The organism is Sporofaciens sp. St.21A7, assembly GCF_059728535.1.
Map to the genome: position 1 here is coordinate 2,000,822 of NZ_BAAGFN010000001.1, position 23,810 is coordinate 2,024,631.

Here is a 23,810-nt window from a genome sequence, read left to right on the forward strand (position 1 = left end):
TATGCAGGGTGCTTCGTGGTCTTGATGTGGGAAAGCGTAATCTATAGATTCATAAATTAAAAATATAATGGAAGAGATAGTAATGGAAAATAGTACGCACTTTAATATAAAAGCGATTTGTGAAAGATTGGATTCCATAGAGGATTTACTAAAGTTATCTTTAATATCTAATATTTTAGATGGGCTTGATTTAATAGGAGAGAAAGATAAAGAAGAGGCATATTTACAAATGAATCTTCTTTCAGATGAAATAGCTGCATATTTGAATGATTTAAAAATATACGAAGGTAGGCATTACGAATATTTTAATAAGACATTTATTGAATTAAAAGTTGAAGGGTTTATTAGTATTCAGAATATGAAAGATATTTGTGAATGGATTGTAGATGAAACGAAAAAAGTAATACCTGTATTCTATTTTAAAAAGTTGAATGGTATGAAGAGAAAAAGAATGTTGGAAGAAAAGATATCCTTTATGGTAGCAGACAGAGAAGTTCATATCGTTTCTATGTAGGATTTTTGTAATCGAGCTGCAAAAAATGTATTGTTTAATATATGTATGAATATAGAAATCAAAGCATACATAAAAACACAGGAAAAGTTAGGGGGAAGATAAAGTGGAAAATGAAATCAATTCTGAACTAATTCAATCGAATCAAATACTGGAGTTATTTGGTAACTTGCAAATGGCTAATTCAAGTAATGTAATTGAGTCAATAGAGAAATTTGATTTTCCCCAAAATGGTGAACTGAAGAAGAATGAAGTGTGCTTTTACAGAATAAAACAATTATCTTTTGACGAGGATTATCCACGGAGAGAAGCTTTTGAAAATGTTTTATTATCTTTAGATAACCCAGCGTTCAACTTTGTGTATGTTCTTACAGGAACAGAGGAGGGAATTGAATTATGTATAGGAGTTGTAAAAAACCGAAATGAAAATCGGGCTGTCTTAGGAAATAAATTATCGGTAGGAAATTATGGAAAGATTATTGCAAATGTATTTGAGGGAAATTTTGGTGGAAGCATATTGGAGAAAATGGACGAGCATGAATTGGAGCAATTAGTTGGTAGGGGGCTTCAAAGTTATGAAAATGCTGGAACAATTATTGGAATACCTTCAATAAATGAAAAAGATATGGGAGGTGAGTACGATTTTCAAGGAATTGATAGGCTTGTAAACAGTATGCTTGGATTAAAATGGCGGTTAGTTGTTGTATGTGAACCTGTTTCTAAAAAAGAAGTGCTTGAAATACGTGAAGATGTATATGAACTATATAATCGTTTATCCGTTTACTCAAAGAGGACTATTCAGCATGCTGAAAATGATGCAAAGACAATCAGTTTTGGGAAAAGCGAGTCCAATTCCAGAAATAAAAATTGGGGATATAGCAGAAGTGAAACTAAAGGGTATTCACGAGGCGATTCAACATCAAATACTAACAGAGGGAGTGCTGAACAGAATTCCAAGGGAGAGAGCAGAGATCACCAAGAGGGATCAAATCAAGGGATTAGCATGAATAAGGGTTCCTCAAATTCTGTAACAGTTGAGATTGCGAATAAACATGCGGAAGAGTTAATGAAATACATTAATGAGGATTTGCTGGAAAGATTAAAAACAGGGTACAGTAAGGGATTATTTAAATCTGCCATATACTATATGGCAGAAAAGCCTACACATGCGAACAGGTTAAAAGTTGGAATCATGTCATTATTCCAAGGTAATAATTCATCGTATAGCCCCTTATATTCGCAAAGCATTGATTTAAGCAAAATTCAGAATAAAAATATTTTGAAGTCTTATCAAAATCAATATCAGATAATAGAAAATCGCTTGGATGATGCATTGTTATTGTTGGGCAGGCCGTGTTATGGGAAATATGTTGGCCTCAATTCCTATCTGACTACGGATGAAATCAGTCTGATTGCAGGCCTGCCACAGAAAGAAGTCCCGGGTCTCACGCTCAAGGAAGGCGTTGGTTTTGGACTAAATGAGAAAAATATCGATAAAAATTCAGCAATTAATCTTGGGAAAATGGTTCAAAAAGGACGTGATTTGCAAATCCCGTTTTATCTTTCCAAGGATAGCATGGCAAAGCATACATTTATTGCTGGAGTTACGGGAAGTGGAAAAACCACTACATGTCATAGGCTGCTCTCAGAAGCGAATATGCCATTTTTAGTAATTGAGCCGGCAAAAACAGAATATCGTACCCTTATAAATAATGATAACGATATAGTTGTTTTTACCCTTGGTAATGAAGCAGTCGCTCCCTTTAGGATTAATCCATTTGAATTGATTAAAGGAGAAGTTATTTCGGCACATGTTGATATGATTAAAGCAACGTTTACATCTGCATTTCCGATGGAAGCCTCCATGCCTCAAATATTAGAGGAAGCGATCTATAAGTGTTATGAAAAAAAAGGATGGGATGTAAATACGAATACAAATAAATCATATGGAGAGGATCCATATGAACCGGGTAAGAATAGTTTCCCAATATTATCCGATTTGCTTCAAGAAATGGAAGTAGTTGTTAAAAGTAAGAAATTTAGTGCGCAAATGCAGGCAGATTATATTGGGTCTTTAGTGAGCCGCTTGTCAAATTTGACGGTAGGTTCAAAGGGAAGCATGTTGAACTGTGAACGTTCTACGGATTTTAGGTTTATTGCACGAAATAATATCATCCTGGAAATGGAAGAATTAAAGTCTCCAGAAGATAAAGCTCTATTTATGGGATTTGTTTTGAGCAGATTATCTGCAGTGATAAAAGATGAGCATAAGGAAAATCCCGAATTTAGACATCTTACTCTGATTGAAGAAGCGCACAGGCTGTTATCAAAAGTTGAATATGGTGATAGCGGTTCTAAAAAGAGTGCAGTAGAAACATTTTCGGATCTGTTGGCGGAGGTGCGGAAATATGGAGAAGGACTTATTATTGTGGATCAGATACCCAATAAACTTGTTTCCGAAGTATTGAAAAATACAAATACTAAGATTATACATAAAATTTTGGCAAGAGATGACAAAGAGGCTGTTGGTGATACCATGCTTATGGATGATAAGCAAAAAGAATATTTGTCGGCGTTGAATGTCGGTAATGCAATTGTATTTTCTGAACAAACCGAGAAACCTGTGCATGTGCATATTACTTCTGTAAGCGATACAACTGAGAAGCAAATTGGGAACGATGTTGTGAAAAACAGATTTTTACAATGTATAGATAAGGGGTATTTGGGAGAATGTTATGAAAGAGCAGAAATAAGGGCTATTTATCCCTTATATAATGAAGTCGCAAATATGATTAGAAAACTAAAAATGGACGTAGGAAAGTTTTCGGAAATTAAGGAAAAGATAGCATCTGCAGCGAACAGTTCTAATATGGAAGTGCCGCAGGTATGGGAGAAGCTCATTATCCATCGGGATATGCTTTCCGGTAAAGCAGGATCCAGTATGTTTACCCAAGAAGAAAGAGTATCAGTATTAAAAGATTTTTTTGTCCATACATTTTATAATAATAATTTTTGTGATGATGATATTTATGAAAAGAAGGAAGTAACTACATATTTAATGTAAAGGAGAATTTATATGTCAATTATATTAGGAGCAATCGCAGCAATTGCAACAGCGGCAACAACGGTAGTGAAGTCAGTAGCAGTAATAGGGCTTGCAATCCAAGGATTAAAAGCTATTGGGAATGCATTAGTAAGTTTAGGTAAAGCATTGGGATTGATTAAACCAGAGATAAAAACTGAAGAACTTGGAGATAAGGCGATACAGAGTGGATATAATCCAGCAGATTATGATTCGTATGCCGAATATGTAAGGGATGTTGAAAATTATGAGTTGGATCCGGAAAAATCTAAGCAGATATCGGAAGAAGAAAAGATAAAAAAGGGCATGGAATTGGCTTCAGGAGTTATGATTGAGAAATACCAGGATTTTCCAATGGAGGATTTCTGTATTGTAGTTGGGCAGAATCCAGATTTCTTTACAGAACCAAAGATGAAGGAAATTGCAAAATTAGTGGAAACGGATAGCCAGTATATTTCAAGTATATTAGGATATATAGATGGTTCGGAGAAGGATGATATGAAGCTGCAGGACATTATAGATACATTGTCAACGGTTGAGAAAACAACCAACCCTAATCTTTCAGATAAGGATGCTCTGAAAAACGTACTGGAAATCAGAAAATAGGAGTACAATATAAATTATATGAAATATAGGGGTAAAAAGGGAAGGTGAATTTATGCAGACTTTTTTTATGATTATAGGAAAAGACAAATTATATCTATATGAAAAAGATAACGGGGCATTTGAAAGAGTATATATTGAAGGGAATCCAGAGTATTCTTATAATATTAATAGTTCAAAAAGTCATATAGAGCGACTGATGGATTATCTTAAAAATGAATATAATATGGATACAACAGCAAAGATTGATTTTGTTATTATTGATAATGAAGATACAGTAATATCAAATGTTTTGAAGAATATTTTACATGATTATACAAAAGAGAAATATTCCGTAGATGATTTAATGATAAAAATATTCCAAAAGCTTAAAAGAGATAAAAAATTGCTCATACCGGATTATGGAATAAATTTTGATGGAAAAAATTATTCCGTAAAAAATAGTGTTCTCGAAAAAAAAGAATTTAGCTTACTTGGATATACAATTAATCAGGATGAATTAATGGGGTATATTGAATAGGATGATATGGAGGATGATTGAAATGGGATATGATATAAAGTGTAAGAAATGTGGTGAAATAAACAGTTCAGGCAGATATTTTTGCAGGAAATGTGGATCTATTTTGGATTCTTCAATGTTTTCTGACAGTTCTGTTTATGAAAGAGAGGAAATTAAAATGATGAGAATTATTGAAAACCTCGATAAGATGCCGCATAGTAGAATTGTATGGAATGATATAGTGGATTTGTATACGAAAAAAGTTGAAAAGTATAAAGCCTTGATGGATCTCCCAGAGTTACAGGAAAATGGAAGCATATCTGAAAAAATGATGGATTTCTTGGATTTATGTACAAAACCAGAGTTTCAAATTGCATTTGTAGGGACGATTAAAACAGGAAAATCTACGTTAATAAATTCTTTATTAGGGCATAACTATGCTTCAATGGCTGTAACGCCGGAAACAGCTGCGTTAACAAAGTTCAGAAGCAGTCCTAAGGATTATGTACGGGTCACATTTTACACTTCGGGAGAATGGGAACAGCTATGGGCTTCCAGGACATCAGGCGCAGATGCATTTATGAAAGAATATAATGAGCTGAATGCAGAGCAATGTAAGAATAAGTGGGTAAACCACGCTCCTGTTTACAAGGAAATTGCTAATAACGAGATAGAAGAAGAACTTTCGGTTTGGTCTTCGTCAAGGAGTGCGGAACATTATTTTGTGAAAGAAATAGAAGTTGGCATTTCTTCCCTATCGGAGAATTTCCCTAAACAGGTAGTATTTGTGGATACGCCAGGATTGTCAGATCCCGTGGCATATCGTTCAGAAATTACAAGGCAGTATATAAGAAAGGCAAATGCAGTATTTGTGTGTGTGGATGCACAAAAGGTTCAGAAGGATGAGATAGAAACGATATCCTCTGTTTTTTCTTTTTCTTCGCACAACAAAAATAAAGTCCATATTATAGCTACGCATTGGGACAAGCTGAATAAGCCTTTTGAAGATTGGAACGTACAGAAAAAATGGTTGGAAGAAAGGTTAGTTGGAAAAGGCTTCTTTGATACTGGAGAGATGGCACATGCTAATATCATTCATTCGGCAGCGCATATTTATAATTTGTGCAGGGATTTTGATTATTTAGATGAATCAGATATGATTACATTGAAGCAGTTCGCATTAGGTATGGGGTTAGATATCAACGGTATAAAAAATTCATTACCTAAAATGAAGAAGCTTACTAATATAGAAAATATAAGAACGATTGTTACAGATAAACTTGCAAAAAATTATCAAATCCTTTTAAGTCAAGATATTGAAAAGAAATATTTGGATATTGTCTATACTCTTAAACGCATTGCAAAAGATGAGCAAAAAGAAACTAAAGAAGTTATAGAGATCTCAAATGCGGATATTGAAAAGATGAAGGCTAAAGTAGAGGAACAAAAGAGAAATTACGAAGAAATTACTGCTTGCAGACAACAATTGACCAGTATTTTAAAGAGTGTCGAAACAAATACTCAGAAAAGATTGGATGCAATCTTGCCAAAACTCATAAACAAGTCAAATAGTGGAAAATAGAATGAAAATAAGTGAGATAGCGAATAACTGCGGATATGAGTTTACTGGCGAAGACAGAGAGGTAAATTCAATTTTATATTCTTTTTGTGCAAAAGAAAATAGTATCGCCATAGTAAATAATATTTCAGAAGTGAGAGAAACAAAAGCAAATTGTATTCTTACAAAGCCGGTTTTTATAAAGACAGATAAAACTTTGATTTATATCAATGATCCTATGGAAGTTGCTTCGGTGAAAATTGCAAATATTTTGATGGATAGAGAAAAAAACAGAGCCGATAAAATGCCAGTATATAGAAAGAATTACGATTATTATCAAGGTGAAAATGTGAGCATAGGAGACGGTACAATAATTTCGCCTAACGTGTATATAGGAAATGATGTGTATATAGGAAATAATTGTTTTATTGAACCGAATGTAAATATAGGAAATGGAACGGTTATAATGAATGGTGTTTACATAGCTTCTGGAAGCTCGATCGGCGCTAAAAGTTTTTATCATTATTATGAAGATGAGCTGAAAGAATTTCCTGGGATAGGAATTACAGTTGTTGATAGTAATGTCAATATAGGAAATAATACAACGATACAAAGAGGGACCTTTTCTGATACCTATATAGGACGAGGCTGTAAAATAGGAAATTTAATTGATATAGGTCATGACGTCCATATAGGATTCGGATGTAAGATTGTCTCGCAGACGGGGATAGCATCAAATGTTAAGATTGGAAATGGCGTACAGATTTATGGACAAGTAGGTATATCAAATAATGTTAAAATTGAAGACTTTGTGACAATAATGGGAAAATCACTTGTTACCAGGAATGTACTAAGAGGAAAAACTGTCTCGGGATTTTATGCAAGAGATCATATAGAAGAGTTAAGATTTCAGGCAAAGTTAAGGAAACTATAGGAGGAAACAAAATGGGTGGTTGTTGTGTGGGAAACTGCTGTGTCATGAATAATGCGGTAGGTGATTTTTTTAGAGATATTTTTGAAAGTGGTGGAGGATGTGGATATCATCCCGGACCATCCAAAACCGAGGCACATGCAAAAAAGATTGCAGATGAATTAGCCGCCATGAAGGAAACAATCAGAGAGGCTTCTGAGAAAAAAGAATCGTTGATTCTTGATTGGATTAACAAATCAATGAATGAGTTAATTCAGGAATTAGAAAAGGTTAATAGGCAATTGTTTGGCGGGAAATCTTTAAATATAAATATTGCTGGAATTCGTGATAAAAATGAGCAGTTGAAGAAAGAAGTAGTTGGATATATTGGCAATATAATGGATGACCGTTTAGTTTTGACGGACAAAGAACTATCCGTTATTTTAGAAGAAGACGATGATAAAAAGAGGGCAAAAAATTTTGATGCATTTTGTCAAAGGGTGCAAAAAGAGGCTTTGACTGGATTAAGCGGCAAAATCGAATCAACAGTAAGAAAACAGGAAGAGATGATAAAGAGAGAGATTCAGGCTCGATTAAATGAAGTTGATAAGAACATGAGGGAAGCAAATAAGGCTTATACGGAAATAGTAAATGCGAAAGAACATGATAAGGAAAAATTAGAGACTATGCGAATCAAATATATTTACAAGTACGAACTTACAGAAATATTATTAGATCAGCTAAAAGATTAGGGGGACAAAAATGTTATTCTTTAAGAAAAAGAAGTTAATAGAAATGGATAATAAGATTGATTCTTTATTGCTTATAATTCAAAAACAACAAGAGCAGATGAGTTCTTTTTCTCAAGAAACTACGGATTTAAAGAATCGGCAGAATGAAATGAAATTAGAATTACATGAAAAGATAGATACGATAGTGGAAAGCCTGAAAAAATGCATATTAAATAATTCCGAGCAGTTATATAAAAAATATACTGATGAATTGAAGAATCTGGAAGCAGATGTCAAAGAAATTTTGGAGCTACATAAAATAGAAAAAGATAGTGTTTTAGATGAGATGGGTGTGTGTAGAAATCTTATAATTGAAATAATAGAAAAAAATGCTGAGTTGATGAAACAAGAAATAAATTCTTTGGACAGAGGATTGCAGATGATTTTATTGAATTCAATTATGGAACAATTGGTGCAGGAGTAAATGTTATGGATCTCATAATTTCAGCCAATGAAGAAGTATTGCATATGATTAAAGAAATTTCAGTTGATGTTGATGGAAAAGCAGATGCTGACAGTTTTAAGGTTTTGGTTCTAAAAATCATAAATGGGAAAAGTGAATGCAATGAAGTATAAAAAGTCGGAGTTTAATTACGTGCATGAGAAAGAAGATTATGTTCTCATTTATAATACGTTATATAATTCTTTAATCCGTTTAGATCTTAATGAATATGAACAATATCTCGATGAAAAAGAAATAAGTGAGATATTGCTTGAAAATGGATTTTTTGTTGAAAAAGAATTAAATGAAAAAGCTAAATACTTGGCTTGCAGTCAGGTATTTACTTTGCATATACCGAGGCCATTAAGTATTACTGTAACAACAACCTTAAGGTGCAATGCCCGGTGCGACTATTGTTATGAAAAGGGTGTAAAGCAAGAGGATATTTTTTGGAATGCCGAGGAACAAATCGTCAAATTTATTAAAAGACATATGATTCAAAGTGAAGTGCAGATTATATGGTTTGGTGGAGAACCATTGATGAATACTAAATTTATGGATGCGCTGTCAAGTAGATTAAACAAGGAAGGGATTAATTTTCAGTCGTATATAATAACAAATGGGAGTTTATTGAAAAAGGATATTATTGAAAAAAAATTTTCTTTTTGGAATGTTAAAAATATTCAAATTACATTGGACGGTGCAAAGGATAAGTATGAAATTAGAAAGAATTATATAAATCCTTCAGAGGGTGAATTCTATAATATTTTGAACAATATTAGAGGGGCGGCTCAGAAAAAGATATTTATAAATATACGATTAAATATAGACAGAGGAAATAAGGATAGTATTTTAGAACTTTTAAAGGAAATAGATAGCATATATGCGAATTGTGAAAATGTAGTTTTTTATCCAGCGTTTATAACAGGGTCACAATACCCTATGGAAGAGAATGAAAAAGTAGAGTATATAAAGCAGATGTTGCTTACGGTAAAAAATATAAAGAAGTTAACAGTAGGTACTAAACTCTATTCACTTCCAAGGATGCATGCCTGCATGAATGGAGATCCAAGATCTTTTTCAATAGATATTTATGGAAATGTATTTACTTGTGAGCATTATGTGGGAAAAGAAGAAAAAAAGATTGGAAATATTGCACTTGCAGAGTACGGGAAAGATAATAGAGGTTGTGAAATAATATTTAGAGAAGAATGTAATAACTGTGTGTTCCTGCCAAAATGTTATGGTGGTTGTATGTCAAATTATTTAGAAGGTGACGATCCCTGTATGATTGAGAAATATCTAATTAAAGCCTATTTGGATATTCTTTAGTTGATGTAACGATGGATACATCAAAGTCTATTTATTCTGTAGGAGAAAGAGAGATGGCTTCTGGAAAAGAGAAAAGGAGCAATAATTTTGACATTTAAAAGAATATACGAAAGTGTCAATGGGGAAGGGAGGTGATGGAGATTTAGATGTAGAATGTGAAGTTATTGGGGGAAAGAAAAGGCAGTATTTAAATTATTTATGGGAAGGAGTAGATAACGAATGAAAAGGAAGTTAATAAAAGGAATTCTAACTTTCACGCTGTTGTTAGCTATGTTGGTCACAATGGCGAATCCTGTTTCTATCTATGCAGAAGAACCAGCGGTGGATGACAAAAAGGCAGAAGCTGGCGACAATACGGAGAATAATCAGGATTTAGATGAAGAAAAAGAGACACAAGAGTCAGAGGGAACAATAGGAACAGAAAAGGCAGGTAATGAGCAGTATGATACGACGAAGCCTGTTATCGAAAAGGTGGAATTTCCGCAACAGGGTACAACTGTAAAGGCGGATGAAACCATTCGGCTTTATGTGTATGCCTATGATACGGGGACAGAAGAAGGAGAATTAAGCGTATACGCAAGAATCTCATCAGAAGGTTCTTCTACATCTATGGAGAGTTCGTATGATGTAGAAAAAGGATGTTATGTATGTGAATATACATTATCAAATACGAGCGCTGAAAAAGTATCAATATCATCTATCAGAGTGACAGACAAGGCTAGTAATTATCTTGACTATTCATGTTACGAAAAAGGGGAATACAAATATTGGGTATCCGTAGAACAGCAGGTATCTGGAGAAGTCCATATCAAAAATTTTGAATTAAAGCAAAATGGACAGACTCTTGATGAAAATGGTAAATTAGAGATGACATTGGAAACGGAAGAAGAGATAGAAGGGTATGGAATATATGCAAGTTTTCAATGTAAAAATACCACATATACAAGCACCAGGGAATTTTATTTCTATTCAGTTAATCCGGAAAATAGAAAAGAGTTCAAAAGCGACAGTACTGTTGGAACTTATTACGGTGACGGAACGTGGACTTTGCATAGTATCTATATAAAGAAAGACTCGTTAGGAAAGGCAGAGTACCTTAATATAGACGATATGGGAGAGTGCAAGTATATCGTAAAAAAGACTGTATCTAATGTAACAAAGCCTGTCATTACGTCAGTTTCATTAGATAGAAATGGGGAAACGCTTTCTGCCGGAGATAGTGTCAAGGTCACGATAGAAGCCGTTAGTGACGAAGGCAAATTGGATAAATATGGATATGTGAATTTCCAAGCTGCTTCAGATATTGCCAATTCATCAAAAACTGCATATGTGTATTATGATGAGGAGAAAGGTATTTATGAAGGCGTACTTGAAGTTACAGAGGATACATATCCATGTGAATGGTATGTAAACCGAATTGATATTTCGGATACGGAAAATAACCAAGCAGATGATAATGCATTTACCTATAACGCAAATTATCCGTATTATATCCAGGTAACGAATGGCAATACGTTTGTAAATCCAACCTATGATATCAACATTAGCTTCAGTGCATTAAATGAGAATGGAGAATGGGAAACTGTTCAGAAGGTTCAAAAAGAAAATGTTGAACGGCGCCAGACATTGAAGGAGATTGGCATAACATTCCCAGAAATGAAATCAAAATATCCAGGATTTACGCAGACTGGATGGACAGATTATAGCGGAAATCCAATTACAGAGGATACACAGATTATAGGAAATTCGAGTCATATGTCTATTCGGGCAAAGTATGATAAAACACTTGTTTCTGCAAGCTACAGATACCGCAAAGTAGATGGGAATGAGTCCTATCAGATGCAGAAAATAGAAGTTTCAGAAGGCATGACATATGGAGAATTGAGAGAAATGGTTGAAAGTTCAGCCGCACCGGAAGAATCATATCAAGGGATGTCGTTCCAAAAGTGGGAGATGGAAATGCCCTATAACTGTACGGATGAAAGCCCTTTCAATACAGATTATGTTCGTATAAATGCTGTTTATGATAAGGCTTGTATGATAGTAGGATATTATTATGCTAATAACGAAGGAAATAGGGGCTATCAAGAAGTACCGTTAATTTTTGAAAAGGACGCAACCTATGGAACAGTATTGAAAAGAGCAAAAGAATATTTACCGGATGACATCACAAAGGAGTATAAGTTTGAACAATGGGAAAATACATATACTTCTTCTAATATGGGAGAGGATGAGATTGCTACCGATTACAATAGGATATATCTCTCGGCAAAGTTTTCTGGTAAAGCAACAATGTGGGTTCATTGTATTGGATATGATAAAAATGGGTGTACTTTACCAACGAAGGCTTTGATTCTGGATGAAGGCGCAAAGGGAAGTGATGTGATAAAAGCCTTAAAAGCATGGGAAATACCGGAGTTTTACGAAGGATTAAGATTCAAAGAATGGGAAATTAAAGATACTTATGGGGAAGATATTAAAGAGGATGAGCCAGTAAAGCATGGAGAATATATTAGAATGGAAGCAGTCTACGAAAATTGTATCGTTCGCTACCTGATTGACCCCATGTTTGTTAGTGGACAAGTGGGATGGGACAGCGACTATGATTTGGAAGCTGTCATTTGCCAGGTAGTAGAGAAAGGTGAGACAGTCACATTTAGGGAATCCTTTGATGGTTATGAAAAAGTGGTATGGCCTTATGAAGATTATCAGCCAGGCGTTACATTTACGGTAGAAAAAAATATGACATTCCATGGATATGGAACTAAGGCTTCAGAAGAACCAGACAAGCCGACACCGCCAAGTCAGCCTGAGAATCCGAGCCAGCCAAGCAATCCGTCAATTCCGGCGCCAGGCGTATCCCTTCCGCAAGAAACGATTGATAATACCATAAAGATTATTCAATCAACAGAATCCGGCGGTTCTGTCAGCGTAGATATGGATGGGGCGACTGTGATTTCAAAAGAGATACTGGAAGCCGCCAAAGGAAAAGATGTAGATATCCAGTTAAATATGGGCGGATATACTTGGACGATTAATGGCAAGGATATTAAGGCTAGTAATTTGAAGGATATTAATCTTCAAGTAATACTGGATACCAAGAATATCCCAAGTAAGACATTACAGGCACTTGCAGGAGATAACCCAGTCAGACAGCTTTCCTTAGCACATGAGGGAGATTTTGGGTTTAAGGCTTCATTGACTGTAAATGTAGGAAGTCAACATTCGGGGCAGTTTGGCAATTTATATTACCATGACAGCGACGGAAAGATGATATTTATCAATACCGGAAAGATTCAGCCGGATGGAAATGTAAGTCTGGAATTTTCCCATGCCTCCGATTATGTGATTGTGATGTCAGATAAAGAGATGTCCCAGTCAGATGTTCCGGCAGAGATTTCACCGACACAGAAGAAAGAACAGGTCGTAAGTCCGAAAAAGAGTGCGAAAACAGGAGACGAGACGAATATCGTATACTGGATGGTACTTGGGATGATTGCGTTAGGCGTATGCGGAATCCTTGGCAGAAAGAAATTTTATAGAGGATAACACGAATCTGTGAAGTATCAAATAAGTTTAGGTTTATGAAGAACGGCAGGGAGATTATCTTCCTGCCATTTCTTTACTGGGATTTTACAAATGTTTGTATTTGATGGGGAATCATAGTATAATGAATCCAGAAATGAAAAGTAAGAAGATTCGGAAGGAGTGCATTTGAAATGACCCAGATTAGGCAGGAGGCAGTAAAATTATTAGAACAGATTCCAGAAGATAAGGTTATTTTTATTATACAGATTATGCAGGGATTGAAAGGTCTTTATGCGGATGATGATATGGGACAAAGTGAGGACGCATTTTTACAGTTAGAGAAAATGCGAAAAAAAGTGCCGGATTTGGATTATGAAAAAGAGAAAATGATTGAAGGTTATTAAAAAGGGATACGAAGTGTCACTGATGACAGGGCGGTGTCTTTCATTAACCATATGATATGGCAAGTGTTTGTGAAGATTTTTAGGTTCCCGTATCCTAGAAGTGAAATCTTATAGATGAAAAAGGTGTCCGATTCGGACACCTTTTCTCTATTAGTGGTAGTTTTCAGAAGTATCAGTAAAAATAGCATAATTTAGTTGTATATTATTATCATGAAACCATTCATAGAAGTGGCAGGAGGAAATCATCTTCCTGCCATTTGTCATGCCCAGAGAGGAGGAATGGCATATCTGGAGATTATCATTATAGTAAAGAACATTGGCAGAGCAATCGTTAGGATTGTCCTGCGGTGTTGAGGAAAGGAGGCAGAAGGATGAAAGGCATTGAGATTGCTTTATTCATTATCGGGTGCGGCGTCAAGCTGGCAGAGATTATAGCGGAAGAAGATTAGTGAGAAGTATCGTCTGATAGTTGCCGGAAACTGGCGGCAGTCAAATTTAAAGGGACTGAGCTACCGCCAGAATCGGCAAGAGGTAGAAAAGGATACAAAAACAAAGGTTGATTGAGAGAGGAGATTTCGATTATGGCGGCAAATGTCGAGAGCATGTTTTATGTAAGGGAAACCCCATGGCATGGATTAGGGACGAAGGTATTAGAAGCCCCGGCTTCCAAGGACGCATTGCAGTTGGCAGGGTTGGACTGGCGTGTCCTGCAGGAACCGATTTACACAGCCATGGAGGAACTGGTTGACGGATACAAGGCAAATGTGCGGGATTCTGACCGCAAGGTGCTTGGCGTTGTCACAGACCGTTACCGGGTGATTCAGAACGACGAAGCCTTTGCGTTTACGGACGAATTATTAGGGGCAGGTGTGAAATACGAGACAGCCGGAAGTTTGCAGGGAGGCAGGAAGGTATGGCTGCTTGCCCATATGCCCCATGAGTACATCATATCCGGGGAGAGAATCAGCCCCTATCTTTTGTTTTCCAATACCCATGATGGCTCTGGCGCAATCAAAGTAGCGTTGACACCGATTCGTGTCGTATGCCAGAACACGTTAAATCTGGCGTTGGCAAATGCGAAGCGTTCATGGTCTATGATTCACACCGGGGATATCAAGGAGAAAATGCAGGAGGCAAAGGATACCCTGTTCCTGGCAGAAAACTACATGGACGAACTGGGCAAAGAGTTTGAAGCACTCCGCATGAAGAAGCTGACGGATAAACAGGTCATGGAATATATCGAGGTTTTACTTCCGATTGAGGATGGTTCCACGCCTCAGCAGGAGAAGAACATGAAGCGGTTACGTGAAGATATGAAAATCCGTTATTTTGACGCACCGGATTTACAGGGCGTGGGAAAAAATGCCTACCGCTTTGTCAATGCGGTATCTGATTTTGCGACCCATGCAGAGCCGCTTCGCAAGACGGCGAATTACAAGGAGAACTTGTTCTCCCGTACCGTGGATGGGAATCCGATGATCGACAAGGCGTACCAGATGGTAAGTGCGGCGTAACGGGATTGGGAAAGGCAGAAAAATTCAGTTTTCAAAAGAGATTATCTGATATATAATAGAAGAAACGGAAGAAGGTGATATTTTGAGTACAGCGGCGCAGATACATCAACAGGATTTAGAGCGTCTGAAATCACTTCGGTATATGGATGATGATTTTATGACCGTCTGTTTGGCAGATAATTTTGAGGGCGTGGAACTGATACTTCGGATTGTCTTAGGACGGGCAGATATCACGGTCAAATCGGTTCGGACACAGGAACTAATGAAGAACCTGCAAGGACGTTCTGCTGTTTTAGACGTCCATGCGGTTGACAGTGCCAATCAAGAATTTGATGTAGAAATACAAAGGTCAGACGCAGGGGCAGGCGCAAAAAGGGCAAGGCATAACAGCAGCCTGTTAGATACACATATCTTAAAGCCTGGAGATGATACAGAGGATATTCCCGACAGTTATGTGATTTTTATTACAGAAAACGACGTCATGAAAGGAAACCAGCCCCTATATCCGGTGGAGAGATATGTTGAGATTGGGGGAGAAAAAGTATTATTTGGAGACGGTTCGCATATTTTATACGTGAATGGGAAATACAGGGGCAATGATGAAATCGGAAAGTTAATGCATGATTTTAGAAGTACCAATCCCGAAAACATGAATTATGAGGCGCTTGCTAAAAGAGCCAGGTATTTCAAGCAGGATGAGAAAGGAGTTGCTGTCATGTGCAAAATTTTGGAAGATATGAGAAAGGAAGCGGCACAAAAAGCAGAATTAAAAAGTGCAAGGGAAACCGCAGAAAGATTAATAATAAAAGGCAAAATGACGCTTGAAGAAATTGCAGAGTGTATTCCGGTGTTATCACTTGATGAACTAAAAGAAATTGAAACGAGAGTCATGCAGTTTGCATAATCAATCCTGTCAATGAAAATAAAATATAGTAACAGAGTCAGGGCATATAGAAAATGAAAATCTATATGCCCTGTTTTTGGCCATAAAGAGGGGATATGGGGAATAATATTCAGGTTTATACCGCAGGGCAGATATCACTTTATTTACATTAGATGGTAAATACGGCGCAACGGGATTGGGAAAGGCAGAGAAAGCAGGTATATGTAAAGGGACAGTTGGAACAAGCCTTCTGCTTGAAACTTAGCGGAGAATTAGCAATCTTTCGGTATGAGATTCTTAAGAAGGAAAAGGAAGCCATCTATGAGGCGGCTTACCAGATAGACAGTATTATCAGCATTTATGAACTTCTGGCAGAAATGAGCGGCAGGTTATCAACCGAAACATTGGAGGCGGCGGTGACGTTTCCCAATATCCTGACCTTCCTTTATCGGGAATGGCTAGGATATGAGGATTCCTATACCGCAGATATCCAGTATTGCTTAGATAAGGAACTGGCAAAACTCAGGAGGGATTACAGGGATAGGAAGGAGGAGAACATCATATGAAGAAATTAGTGTCCACATTGAATATGGAAAAAGCAGAATGGCTAAAGTACCGGAAACAGGGCATTGGAGGCTCTGACGCAGGGGCGGTATGCGGGTTCAACCCCTATCGCACGGCCCTGCAGGTTGGTGTTAGAATATAATTAGTACAAGTTAGACATGGAAAATTCCCAACAGGAAAGTATAATAGAACAGATGGAGGAATGAACATGGCTACACAATATACAGAAGAATTTAAGAATGATGCAGTAAGGTATTGGAAGGAACATCCAGAGCTTGGGATTGCTAAGTGTGCAAAGAATCTGGGGATTAGTAAGACAGCTCTTTCTAACTGGAGAAAGATATATGATGCAAATGAGGGGACAGTCCCAACCAGAGGAAGGGGGAATTTTGAGAGTGATGATGCAAAGGAACTTGCACGCCTGCGTAAAGAGCTACGTGATACACAAGATGCTTTAGATATCTTAAAAAAAGCAATCGGCATACTGGGAAAATGACAGAGGCTCTCTTCCTGGAGACTGCCCGGTATGAAGAGCAGCTTCTGGAAGAGGGGAAACGCCGGCCGAATGTCTCTGGTGTGCTGAGGATCTTAGGTGTTTCAAGAAGCGGATACCTTGCATGGAAAAACCGCCTCCCTTCCACCCGGGAGAAGAGAAAGGAGCAGATAAAAGAGAGGATCGTTGAGATTTATCAGGAATCCCATCAGAATTATGGAGCCCCCAAAATAGCAGAATGTCTGCGCAGGGAAGGAGAAAAAATAGCAGACAAAACAGTGGGGAATTATATGAGGGAATTGGGGATCAAAGCACAGTACGTGAAACCTTATACCGTTACAACAATCGAACCGGATCTAAGCAGTAGGCTGAGAAATATTCTGAAAGAAAAATTTAATCCGGAAGAACCGGATGCAGTCTGGTGTTCGGATATCACTTATATCTGGACTTACGAGGGCTTTGTATACTTAACGAGTATTATGGATCTGTACTCGAGAAAGATCATCTCATGGGTATTAAGTAATACATTAGAAGCAAAACATGTCGTAAAAGCGGTAGAAAAGGCAAAAAGAAGGAGGAATGTGGAGAAACCCTTAATTCTGCATACAGACCGGGGGATCCAGTATGTGTGCAGGGAGTATGTAGAGGCAACCATTGGAATGAAGAGAAGTTATTCGAAAAAAGCGTATCCATGGGATAATGCCTGTATTGAATCCTTTCATGCATTGATCAAAAGAGAATGGCTGAATCGATTTAAAATAAAAAATTATGAACATGCCTATAAATTGGTATTTGAATACATAGAGACATTTTATAATACGGTAAGAATCCACAGTCATTGTGGATATCTATCACCAAATGAATACGAGAATGTGTATGAACAGAAATTGAATAAGATGGAAAGATTGGCTGGATAAAAAATGGAAGGTTGTAAGAAAAGTTCACTTTTAACTTGTACTTTTTCTTGACATAGTACCACATGTACCAGGACAAGACCACGGACGAAACCGAAGAAATCGACAATGAGGCAATGCGCCAAGGGCGGGAGTTTGAAGACTATGTGGCAAGGAGATTCACGGAGGCGACGGGGAAAAAGGTACGCAGAGCCAACGCCATGTTTTATGACGAAGCCAATCCCTTTATGCTGGCGGACGTAGACCGGATGGTAGTGGGGGAGAATGCAGGGCTGGAATGCAAGACCGCAAGCCCTTACATGGCGGATAAATGGAAGGATGGAAAGATTCCCTTATCTTACCAGATTCAGTGCTACCATTATATGTCCGTCTGCAATGCGCAGGCTTGGTATATCGCTGTTTTGATATATGGAAGGGATTTCAAGTTCTACCGCATGGAGAGGGATGATGAAATGCTCGCCGATTTGGTAAGGATTGAGAAGGACTTCTGGGAGAACCATGTGTTGAAGCGTGTATTGCCCGACCCCGACGGTTCCAAGCTGGCGGACAGCGTGATTGCAGAGTATTTCAAGAAATGCTCGGCTAAGACCATCCCCTTAAACGGTTTCAATGAGAAATTAGAACGTCGGCAGGAATTGGCGGACATCATGGCAGAGATGGAGACGGAGAAGAAGCAGATAGAGCAGGAGTTAAAGATGTATCTTGGGGAAGCAGAGTTGGCAGAGAATGAGAAGTACCGGGTATCATGGAAAGCGGTAGACAGCCAGAGGATAGACGAGAAACGTCTGAAAGCAGAGAAGCCGGAGGTATATGCAGAGTACCAGAAGATTGTCCATAGCCGGAGGCTTACGGTGAAAGCAGCATAGGGGAGATTTGTGGTTTTACAGATATAAAAAGTGAATAAACGGAATATGCAGGTATGGAAGGTATTTGGATGAGACTGAAATAAAGGAAGTTTCTAATAGAATGAAGGATTTCGTGAGGAGAGGCAGAAAAAGTCTCTCCTTATCTTGTATTGTGGAGGTGGAGTATGCCAGATATCAAAGAAGAATTAGCAAAGAGAGCGTCAAGCCTCGGAAAGAAGGAGTCGGGAAACGAGCCGGAACGGGAAGAAGCAGTTGACGGGACAGGCTGTGGGAAAGCCTTTGTCCGGTTATTGAGGGCAGACGAAATTGAATGCCGGGTATCGACCATCAATGAAAGGGGCTTGAGCCTACTCTTATTCAAGGACGCACGGGTAGACCAGAAGATTCTGGATGAGACGTTTACGCCCTTTGGATGGAAACGGACACATCAAATCATAGATGGGAACTTATATTGCACTGTAGAAATATGGGACAGTAAGAAATGCCAGTGGATTGCCAAGCAGGACGTGGGGTCAACCAGTTATTCGGAGAAGGAGAAAGGACAGGCTTCGGATTCCTTCAAACGGGCCTGCTTTAACTGGGGCGTGGGAAGGGAATTGTATACGGCGCCGTTTATCTGGATTGGTGCGGGAAATGCCACGATTCAGAAGAGAGACAACAAGTTTACAACCAGTGACAGGTTTTCGGTACAGTCCATTTCTTACAATGAACAGAGGGAGATAACTGCCCTTGTGATTGTAAATGGAAAAGGCGTTAAGGTGTTTGAATTAAAGCCGAGGCAGAAAAGCGGACAAGATACAGGAAACCAGCAGAATCCCGGAGGTAAGCAAGATGAAGGACAAAAAGCAGAATGTAAGGAAAATCCCAGCCAGGAGAAGGGAAACAGGGAGAAAGCCGGACAGGAATTGGGGAATTGGCAGAATCCCGGCCAGAAGCCAGAGGAAAGCCGGATTACGGACATGCAGAAAACCGTTTTAGAGCAGGAGTTAAAGCGCACGGGGGTTCCCATCGAAAATGTGCTGTCCAGATATAGAATCCATAAACTGGAACAGATGACGCCGGAGATTTATACGAAGGCATTAAGCGGGCTGAAAAAGACAAAGACCAAGGAAGCCGCATAATCTGATGGAAAACGGTTAAGAAGACGGACGACAAGTATCTCATGGCTATGCTGGTAAGGGATATTTGATAGGAGGATATTATGCTGATTAGGGATATCTATAATCGGATTTTTGCAGAAACAAAAGAGATGGAAAAGAACGACCATGCGATAAGCGACGATTTGTCTGCTTTGCTCAAGGACGTGGATTTACAAAAGATTACAGATGAGGAATTTACGAACCTAATGTGCCAGGCATGTGCCATCGGGGAACGGCAGGGATTCGTGTCAGGATTCTGTGTCTTTGCGAAAATGATATGTGAGGCGTTATCTTAGGGATTACAGAAAGGATTATGAATGGCAAGGTGAAGAGAATGGAGAATGGAATGATGATGGATTATACGCAGTTCAAAGAGGCATTGAAGGACGCCCTGCAGGAGCATTTCCTTGGAAGGGGGCGGGTGTATTATGACAATGTAGTAAAGACGAATGACACGAGCAAAGAGGCGGTCGTTGTGTGTCAGTTCGGGACAGCCGTGCGTGCGACGCTTTATCCGGAGGATATCTATGAGGGATATCAGCATACGGGAGAGTTTAAGAAATGCGTGGAAGAGATAATCCGGGCATGTGATATGCCCTTGTTTATCAATGAGGGTCATATCCCGAAGACTTGGGAAACTGCAAAACGCAGGCTGTGTATGCGGGTAATTAATAGGAACTGGAACCGGGAAGCCTTGAAACGGCTGCCCCATAGGGAATACCTGGATTTGGCGGTTGTATTTTATGTTTTCATTAAGGAAGAAGGGGGAATGGCGGCAACGCTGCCGGTCAGCAGGGAATGCATGGAGTTCTGGGGCGTGGACGCAAAGGAGCTGTGGGAAGCGGCCAAAAATAACCTAAGGGAAGAAGATTTTCGGATAGAGATGATGGAAACGGTCTTGGAAGATGTGCTGATGGAAAATGGAGACGCAGAGGCCGCCCGTCAATTTAGGGAAGAGATGGAAGGGGCAGAAGAGAAAGTGGGGATGTATGTCATCTTTAACCGGAATCGGAGTTATGGTGCTAGGGCAATCCTGCGCAACGACTTGCTGCGGGAATTTGCAAGAGAACGGGGAGGCAGTTTTTACATCCTGCCCTGCTCCGTGCATGAAATCATCTTATTGAAGGAAAGCAAGATGTTCACAGTAGAAAATTTAAAGGATATGGTTTACCAAATCAACCACTGTACGGGTGTGGTAGGGCCGGAAGAATGCCTGTCGGATTCCATCTATTATTATAATGAAGACATGGATACGGTTGTTCTTGTATCGTAGCGGGCTGAAGGCAAGGGATGGCAGGATACTGGTGGCTGGAATAAGGCGTGCTGGGAACCAAAAGGATTTTTGGAGAGGCTGGCCTTGGATAGCATATGCGTGTGGAATGACGATAGAGAGCCTTGTTAATGCGCTTCTGCAGGAAGCATTAAAGCTGGTAGAGGTAGAAGACGTCCGATAAATCGAAGTGAGAAGGCACTTTCTATTTTTAAAACCCTGATTCCCTGTATCCCCTCATATTTTAAGTATTTCTATAGAAAAATTTATACAAATATCTGCTATAAATGAGGGGATACAGGGGTGGAAGGGATATGAAGAGAAATCCCTGTTACAAAGAAATTCAGGACGATGAATAAAGTAGCCAAAATCCCCTTAGTAGTTAATGATTTCCAAGGGTATTTGAAAATAGAGTTATATGGGACTTTCAATAGTTGATTTAACTAAAGTATGGCAATAGTAATGATACGAATTGAAAATACACTTTATAATGTTTGACCAGTTCAAGTAACTGTAGCCAGTTTCAAAGAGGCAAATGTAAGAAAACTCCCTGATTCCCTGTATCCCCTCATATTTTGAGTATTTTTATAGAGAATTCTACATAAATATCTGCCAAAAACGAGGGGATACAGGGGAGAAAGGGCATAACTAAGATGTGCTAATTTAGTAAGGCCGCTAAATTTTAATCCCCTTAGCAGGCGTTGGCTTCTAAGGGGATTTCTTTAGATGGACATCTAGCGAATAAAGGGGGTTATGTTTTCGGCAAAAGATAGAATATTTTCACGATGATATTTGTGAAAATTCAATTCCTCAGTATGAGCGGACAAGTCTGCAGGTTTATGATTTGTACCAGAGTAAGCTATAAGTAATTCATAAAGACTAGGTTGCGGAATGGAGAGACGTTCTGGTTTAAAGTAATCTAATAAAAGATGTGTAAACGAGTCACGCTCAAATTCTGATTTTAAATTATTTGTATAGTTATAATCTCGATATAGTGCATATGAAGCTTCAGAAGGATTAGTATATAGGGAATCTTCATAAAAGTCATATAATATTTTTTCGCTCTCAAAGAAGCGGGAATAATCTTGGCTTATTACGAAGTAGTTTTTTTCTATATAGTCGCAATAAGTCTTAATGCTGATAGAATGTTGAGCATTTTGTTTATTAGGGTCGTTAAGTTTATCAATAATCACATCCCATAAGTTTTCAAGTAATGGTATGGCAACATATTTTAGTTTTTGGAGGTATTTTTCCATATGGTCAAAGCCACTTGTGATTAACGATTCCTTTGGTACCGGTTTTCTGGATATATGTGAAAATAAACTGTTATTTTTCCTTTGATGTTCCTGCGATTTTAAATATTTGCTATTGATAACGGAATAAAGGCAATGCTCCAAAAAAACGGAACGGTTATATGTAATAGGTAACTGTGCAGTTTGTTGAATGTGGCTTAGCATTAAACTGCCTTCCAAGTCTTTTATAGTGAGCTTCGTATCATCGAAAGTGGCAGCGTACATGTTTTTAAGGAGTTTTGAGGCATATCCGAAGAATGAAAAACCATAAATAGATTCCATTGCATGTTCAAAAAGTAGTTTATCCGTAGATATCAAATGATTATGATTGCACCAACTGGTACATGCAGTAAGTAGGTTATTATAATTCTTAATCAAAGTCTTATTCTTTATCGAAAGAGATCCTTTTAAGGCATAGATGTTATCATTGACAGTTTTTACTAAAGGTTCATTGTAAATAAAGCACCCCCAGTTTCCATGATAGGAAGGAATGATTAAGAAACCATTTTTATTTGATTCACAAGAATAGTTTTGGAGTACCTGATACGAATATCGGGAATTATCTGTGATGAAACGCTTCTTGTTTTTATTATAATTTTTGGCAATAGTAATCTTTTGTTCTGTTCCGTCTGGCAATAAAGAAGGAGAATTGGAAAATCCTTCTGTTTTAAAATAGCCGGTTTTAAGCTTGATATCATTTGCCCCAGATATTGTTATTTTAGATTCATCAGCGGTTTCAGATTTTTTTAGTAAATTTATAAATCCGTGAATAATACAGTGATTTTTTAAAACAAGCCGTAAAAGCGAAATACGGGAAGAAAATGTAGAATCTTGGTCAGTATGATTGAAACTGGCCGGCGAATATACAAATTCCAGATAGGGATAACAAGCCTCTTCAATTTTGGAAAATATACAAGAAAATAAATCCTCAGAGCAAAACTCTGGTGATAATTTATTTAAAATATCTTGTACGAGTTTTTCAGTGTCGATTAGGTAAAAAAACTTCAGGTAATTATCAGGTTCGATATTATTCATATAAAGCCCTCCAAATAGTTTACTTTATGACTATATAATATACTAAAATCCCCAAAAAGTAAAGGAATCATTTGATGAAATTTTTGATAGTGACCAATCTACAAATTCCTTTGGGTGGGTTATGATATTAATGTAGAAAGCTGTAAGCTGAAATCCGAAAAATGCTTAAATTTCAGCAAA

At 37.9% G+C, this 23,810-nt stretch carries 24 protein-coding genes; 23 read left to right on the forward strand and 1 reads right to left on the reverse strand.

Features of this window, described 5'->3' with window-relative positions; genetic code table 11:
* The first annotated feature begins 82 nt into the window (after positions 1 to 82).
* From AC6I3O_RS09880 to AC6I3O_RS09990, 23 genes are all read left to right on the forward strand, one after another.
* On the forward strand, positions 83 to 514 hold the full coding sequence (locus tag AC6I3O_RS09880) for a hypothetical protein (protein ID WP_497850743.1): 432 nt from the start codon (positions 83 to 85) through the stop codon (positions 512 to 514).
* Positions 515 to 617: 103 nt separating this feature from the next.
* The gene (locus AC6I3O_RS09885; protein ID WP_497850744.1) at positions 618 to 3,575 is read left to right on the forward strand and encodes an ATP-binding protein; all 2,958 of its coding nucleotides are present in this window, start codon (positions 618 to 620) and stop codon (positions 3,573 to 3,575) included.
* 12 nt (positions 3,576 to 3,587) lie between these two features.
* Positions 3,588 to 4,199: a hypothetical protein gene (locus AC6I3O_RS09890; protein ID WP_497850745.1), complete on the forward strand. Its 612-nt coding sequence runs from the start codon at positions 3,588 to 3,590 to the stop codon at positions 4,197 to 4,199.
* 67 nt (positions 4,200 to 4,266) lie between these two features.
* On the forward strand, positions 4,267 to 4,716 hold the full coding sequence (locus AC6I3O_RS09895) for a hypothetical protein (protein WP_497850746.1): 450 nt from the start codon (positions 4,267 to 4,269) through the stop codon (positions 4,714 to 4,716).
* A gap of 13 nt (positions 4,717 to 4,729) precedes the next feature.
* Complete coding sequence (locus AC6I3O_RS09900; protein WP_497850747.1) at positions 4,730 to 6,277, forward strand: dynamin family protein; 1,548 nt, start codon at positions 4,730 to 4,732, stop codon at positions 6,275 to 6,277.
* Between the two features lies 1 nt (position 6,278).
* On the forward strand, positions 6,279 to 7,187 hold the full coding sequence (locus tag AC6I3O_RS09905) for a hypothetical protein (RefSeq protein ID WP_497850748.1): 909 nt from the start codon (positions 6,279 to 6,281) through the stop codon (positions 7,185 to 7,187).
* A gap of 11 nt (positions 7,188 to 7,198) precedes the next feature.
* Entirely contained in the window at positions 7,199 to 7,915 is a 717-nt protein-coding gene (locus AC6I3O_RS09910) for a hypothetical protein (RefSeq protein ID WP_497850749.1), read from the forward strand.
* Positions 7,916 to 7,925: 10 nt separating this feature from the next.
* Positions 7,926 to 8,378 (forward strand): hypothetical protein, encoded by a 453-nt coding sequence (locus AC6I3O_RS09915; RefSeq protein WP_497850750.1) that lies wholly within the window; start codon positions 7,926 to 7,928, stop codon positions 8,376 to 8,378.
* A gap of 5 nt (positions 8,379 to 8,383) precedes the next feature.
* Positions 8,384 to 8,530, forward strand: coding sequence for a hypothetical protein (locus AC6I3O_RS09920; protein WP_497850751.1), 147 nt, complete (start codon positions 8,384 to 8,386; stop codon positions 8,528 to 8,530).
* Positions 8,531 to 8,549: 19 nt separating this feature from the next.
* Complete coding sequence (locus tag AC6I3O_RS09925; RefSeq protein WP_497850752.1) at positions 8,550 to 9,728, forward strand: radical SAM protein; 1,179 nt, start codon at positions 8,550 to 8,552, stop codon at positions 9,726 to 9,728.
* A gap of 219 nt (positions 9,729 to 9,947) precedes the next feature.
* Positions 9,948 to 13,277, forward strand: a complete 3,330-nt coding sequence (locus tag AC6I3O_RS09930; protein ID WP_497850753.1) for a hypothetical protein — start codon at positions 9,948 to 9,950, stop codon at positions 13,275 to 13,277.
* A 170-nt stretch (positions 13,278 to 13,447) separates the two neighbouring features.
* A complete protein-coding gene (locus AC6I3O_RS09935) occupies positions 13,448 to 13,660 on the forward strand; it encodes a UDP-N-acetylenolpyruvoylglucosamine reductase (RefSeq protein ID WP_497850754.1) in 213 nt (70 codons plus the stop codon).
* Positions 13,661 to 14,241: 581 nt separating this feature from the next.
* Entirely contained in the window at positions 14,242 to 15,174 is a 933-nt protein-coding gene (locus AC6I3O_RS09940; protein WP_497850755.1) for a DUF932 domain-containing protein, read from the forward strand.
* A gap of 82 nt (positions 15,175 to 15,256) precedes the next feature.
* Positions 15,257 to 16,078, forward strand: a complete 822-nt coding sequence (locus AC6I3O_RS09945) for a nuclease/transposase family protein (RefSeq protein WP_497850756.1) — start codon at positions 15,257 to 15,259, stop codon at positions 16,076 to 16,078.
* 233 nt (positions 16,079 to 16,311) lie between these two features.
* Entirely contained in the window at positions 16,312 to 16,623 is a 312-nt protein-coding gene (locus tag AC6I3O_RS09950; RefSeq protein ID WP_497850757.1) for a DUF3848 domain-containing protein, read from the forward strand.
* Positions 16,620 to 16,763: a YqaJ viral recombinase family protein gene (locus AC6I3O_RS09955; protein WP_497850758.1), complete on the forward strand. Its 144-nt coding sequence runs from the start codon at positions 16,620 to 16,622 to the stop codon at positions 16,761 to 16,763. Before AC6I3O_RS09950 ends, AC6I3O_RS09955 begins: the two co-directional genes overlap by 4 nt.
* Before the next feature lie 66 nt (positions 16,764 to 16,829).
* A complete protein-coding gene (locus AC6I3O_RS09960) occupies positions 16,830 to 17,117 on the forward strand; it encodes a transposase (RefSeq protein WP_016220920.1) in 288 nt (95 codons plus the stop codon).
* On the forward strand, positions 17,114 to 18,031 hold the full coding sequence (locus AC6I3O_RS09965) for an IS3 family transposase (protein WP_016220921.1): 918 nt from the start codon (positions 17,114 to 17,116) through the stop codon (positions 18,029 to 18,031). Before AC6I3O_RS09960 ends, AC6I3O_RS09965 begins: the two co-directional genes overlap by 4 nt.
* Positions 18,032 to 18,093: 62 nt before the next feature.
* Complete coding sequence (locus tag AC6I3O_RS09970; protein WP_497850759.1) at positions 18,094 to 18,894, forward strand: YqaJ viral recombinase family nuclease; 801 nt, start codon at positions 18,094 to 18,096, stop codon at positions 18,892 to 18,894.
* A 164-nt stretch (positions 18,895 to 19,058) separates the two neighbouring features.
* Positions 19,059 to 20,015, forward strand: coding sequence for a hypothetical protein (locus tag AC6I3O_RS09975; RefSeq protein ID WP_497850760.1), 957 nt, complete (start codon positions 19,059 to 19,061; stop codon positions 20,013 to 20,015).
* Between the two features lie 80 nt (positions 20,016 to 20,095).
* Positions 20,096 to 20,329 (forward strand): hypothetical protein, encoded by a 234-nt coding sequence (locus tag AC6I3O_RS09980; RefSeq protein ID WP_497850761.1) that lies wholly within the window; start codon positions 20,096 to 20,098, stop codon positions 20,327 to 20,329.
* A 38-nt stretch (positions 20,330 to 20,367) separates the two neighbouring features.
* On the forward strand, positions 20,368 to 21,306 hold the full coding sequence (locus tag AC6I3O_RS09985; RefSeq protein ID WP_497850762.1) for a DUF5688 family protein: 939 nt from the start codon (positions 20,368 to 20,370) through the stop codon (positions 21,304 to 21,306).
* Between the two features lie 31 nt (positions 21,307 to 21,337).
* Positions 21,338 to 21,487, forward strand: a complete 150-nt coding sequence (locus AC6I3O_RS09990; protein WP_497850763.1) for a hypothetical protein — start codon at positions 21,338 to 21,340, stop codon at positions 21,485 to 21,487.
* 550 nt (positions 21,488 to 22,037) lie between these two features.
* On the opposite strand, the gene AC6I3O_RS09995 is transcribed toward AC6I3O_RS09990, so the two are convergent.
* The gene (locus AC6I3O_RS09995; RefSeq protein ID WP_497850764.1) at positions 22,038 to 23,630 is read right to left on the reverse strand and encodes a hypothetical protein; all 1,593 of its coding nucleotides are present in this window, start codon (positions 23,628 to 23,630) and stop codon (positions 22,038 to 22,040) included.
* Positions 23,631 to 23,810: the final 180 nt, after the last annotated feature.

Coding starts and splice junctions, on each gene's coding strand:
- AC6I3O_RS09930 (WP_497850753.1), top strand. CDS start 9,948: ATGAAAAGGAAGTTAATAAAAGGAATTCTAACTTTCACGCTGTTGTTA.
- AC6I3O_RS09970 (WP_497850759.1), top strand. CDS start 18,094: ATGTACCAGGACAAGACCACGGACGAAACCGAAGAAATCGACAATGAG.
- AC6I3O_RS09915 (WP_497850750.1), top strand. CDS start 7,926: ATGTTATTCTTTAAGAAAAAGAAGTTAATAGAAATGGATAATAAGATT.
- AC6I3O_RS09955 (WP_497850758.1), top strand. CDS start 16,620: ATGAAGAAATTAGTGTCCACATTGAATATGGAAAAAGCAGAATGGCTA.
- AC6I3O_RS09980 (WP_497850761.1), top strand. CDS start 20,096: ATGCTGATTAGGGATATCTATAATCGGATTTTTGCAGAAACAAAAGAG.
- AC6I3O_RS09965 (WP_016220921.1), top strand. CDS start 17,114: ATGACAGAGGCTCTCTTCCTGGAGACTGCCCGGTATGAAGAGCAGCTT.
- AC6I3O_RS09895 (WP_497850746.1), top strand. CDS start 4,267: ATGATTATAGGAAAAGACAAATTATATCTATATGAAAAAGATAACGGG.
- AC6I3O_RS09905 (WP_497850748.1), top strand. CDS start 6,279: ATGAAAATAAGTGAGATAGCGAATAACTGCGGATATGAGTTTACTGGC.
- AC6I3O_RS09985 (WP_497850762.1), top strand. CDS start 20,368: ATGGAGAATGGAATGATGATGGATTATACGCAGTTCAAAGAGGCATTG.
- AC6I3O_RS09960 (WP_016220920.1), top strand. CDS start 16,830: ATGGCTACACAATATACAGAAGAATTTAAGAATGATGCAGTAAGGTAT.
- AC6I3O_RS09900 (WP_497850747.1), top strand. CDS start 4,730: ATGATTGAAATGGGATATGATATAAAGTGTAAGAAATGTGGTGAAATA.
- AC6I3O_RS09995 (WP_497850764.1), bottom strand. CDS start 23,630: ATGAATAATATCGAACCTGATAATTACCTGAAGTTTTTTTACCTAATC.
- AC6I3O_RS09920 (WP_497850751.1), top strand. CDS start 8,384: ATGGATCTCATAATTTCAGCCAATGAAGAAGTATTGCATATGATTAAA.
- AC6I3O_RS09940 (WP_497850755.1), top strand. CDS start 14,242: ATGGCGGCAAATGTCGAGAGCATGTTTTATGTAAGGGAAACCCCATGG.
- AC6I3O_RS09975 (WP_497850760.1), top strand. CDS start 19,059: ATGCCAGATATCAAAGAAGAATTAGCAAAGAGAGCGTCAAGCCTCGGA.
- AC6I3O_RS09910 (WP_497850749.1), top strand. CDS start 7,199: ATGGGTGGTTGTTGTGTGGGAAACTGCTGTGTCATGAATAATGCGGTA.
- AC6I3O_RS09880 (WP_497850743.1), top strand. CDS start 83: ATGGAAAATAGTACGCACTTTAATATAAAAGCGATTTGTGAAAGATTG.
- AC6I3O_RS09890 (WP_497850745.1), top strand. CDS start 3,588: ATGTCAATTATATTAGGAGCAATCGCAGCAATTGCAACAGCGGCAACA.
- AC6I3O_RS09935 (WP_497850754.1), top strand. CDS start 13,448: ATGACCCAGATTAGGCAGGAGGCAGTAAAATTATTAGAACAGATTCCA.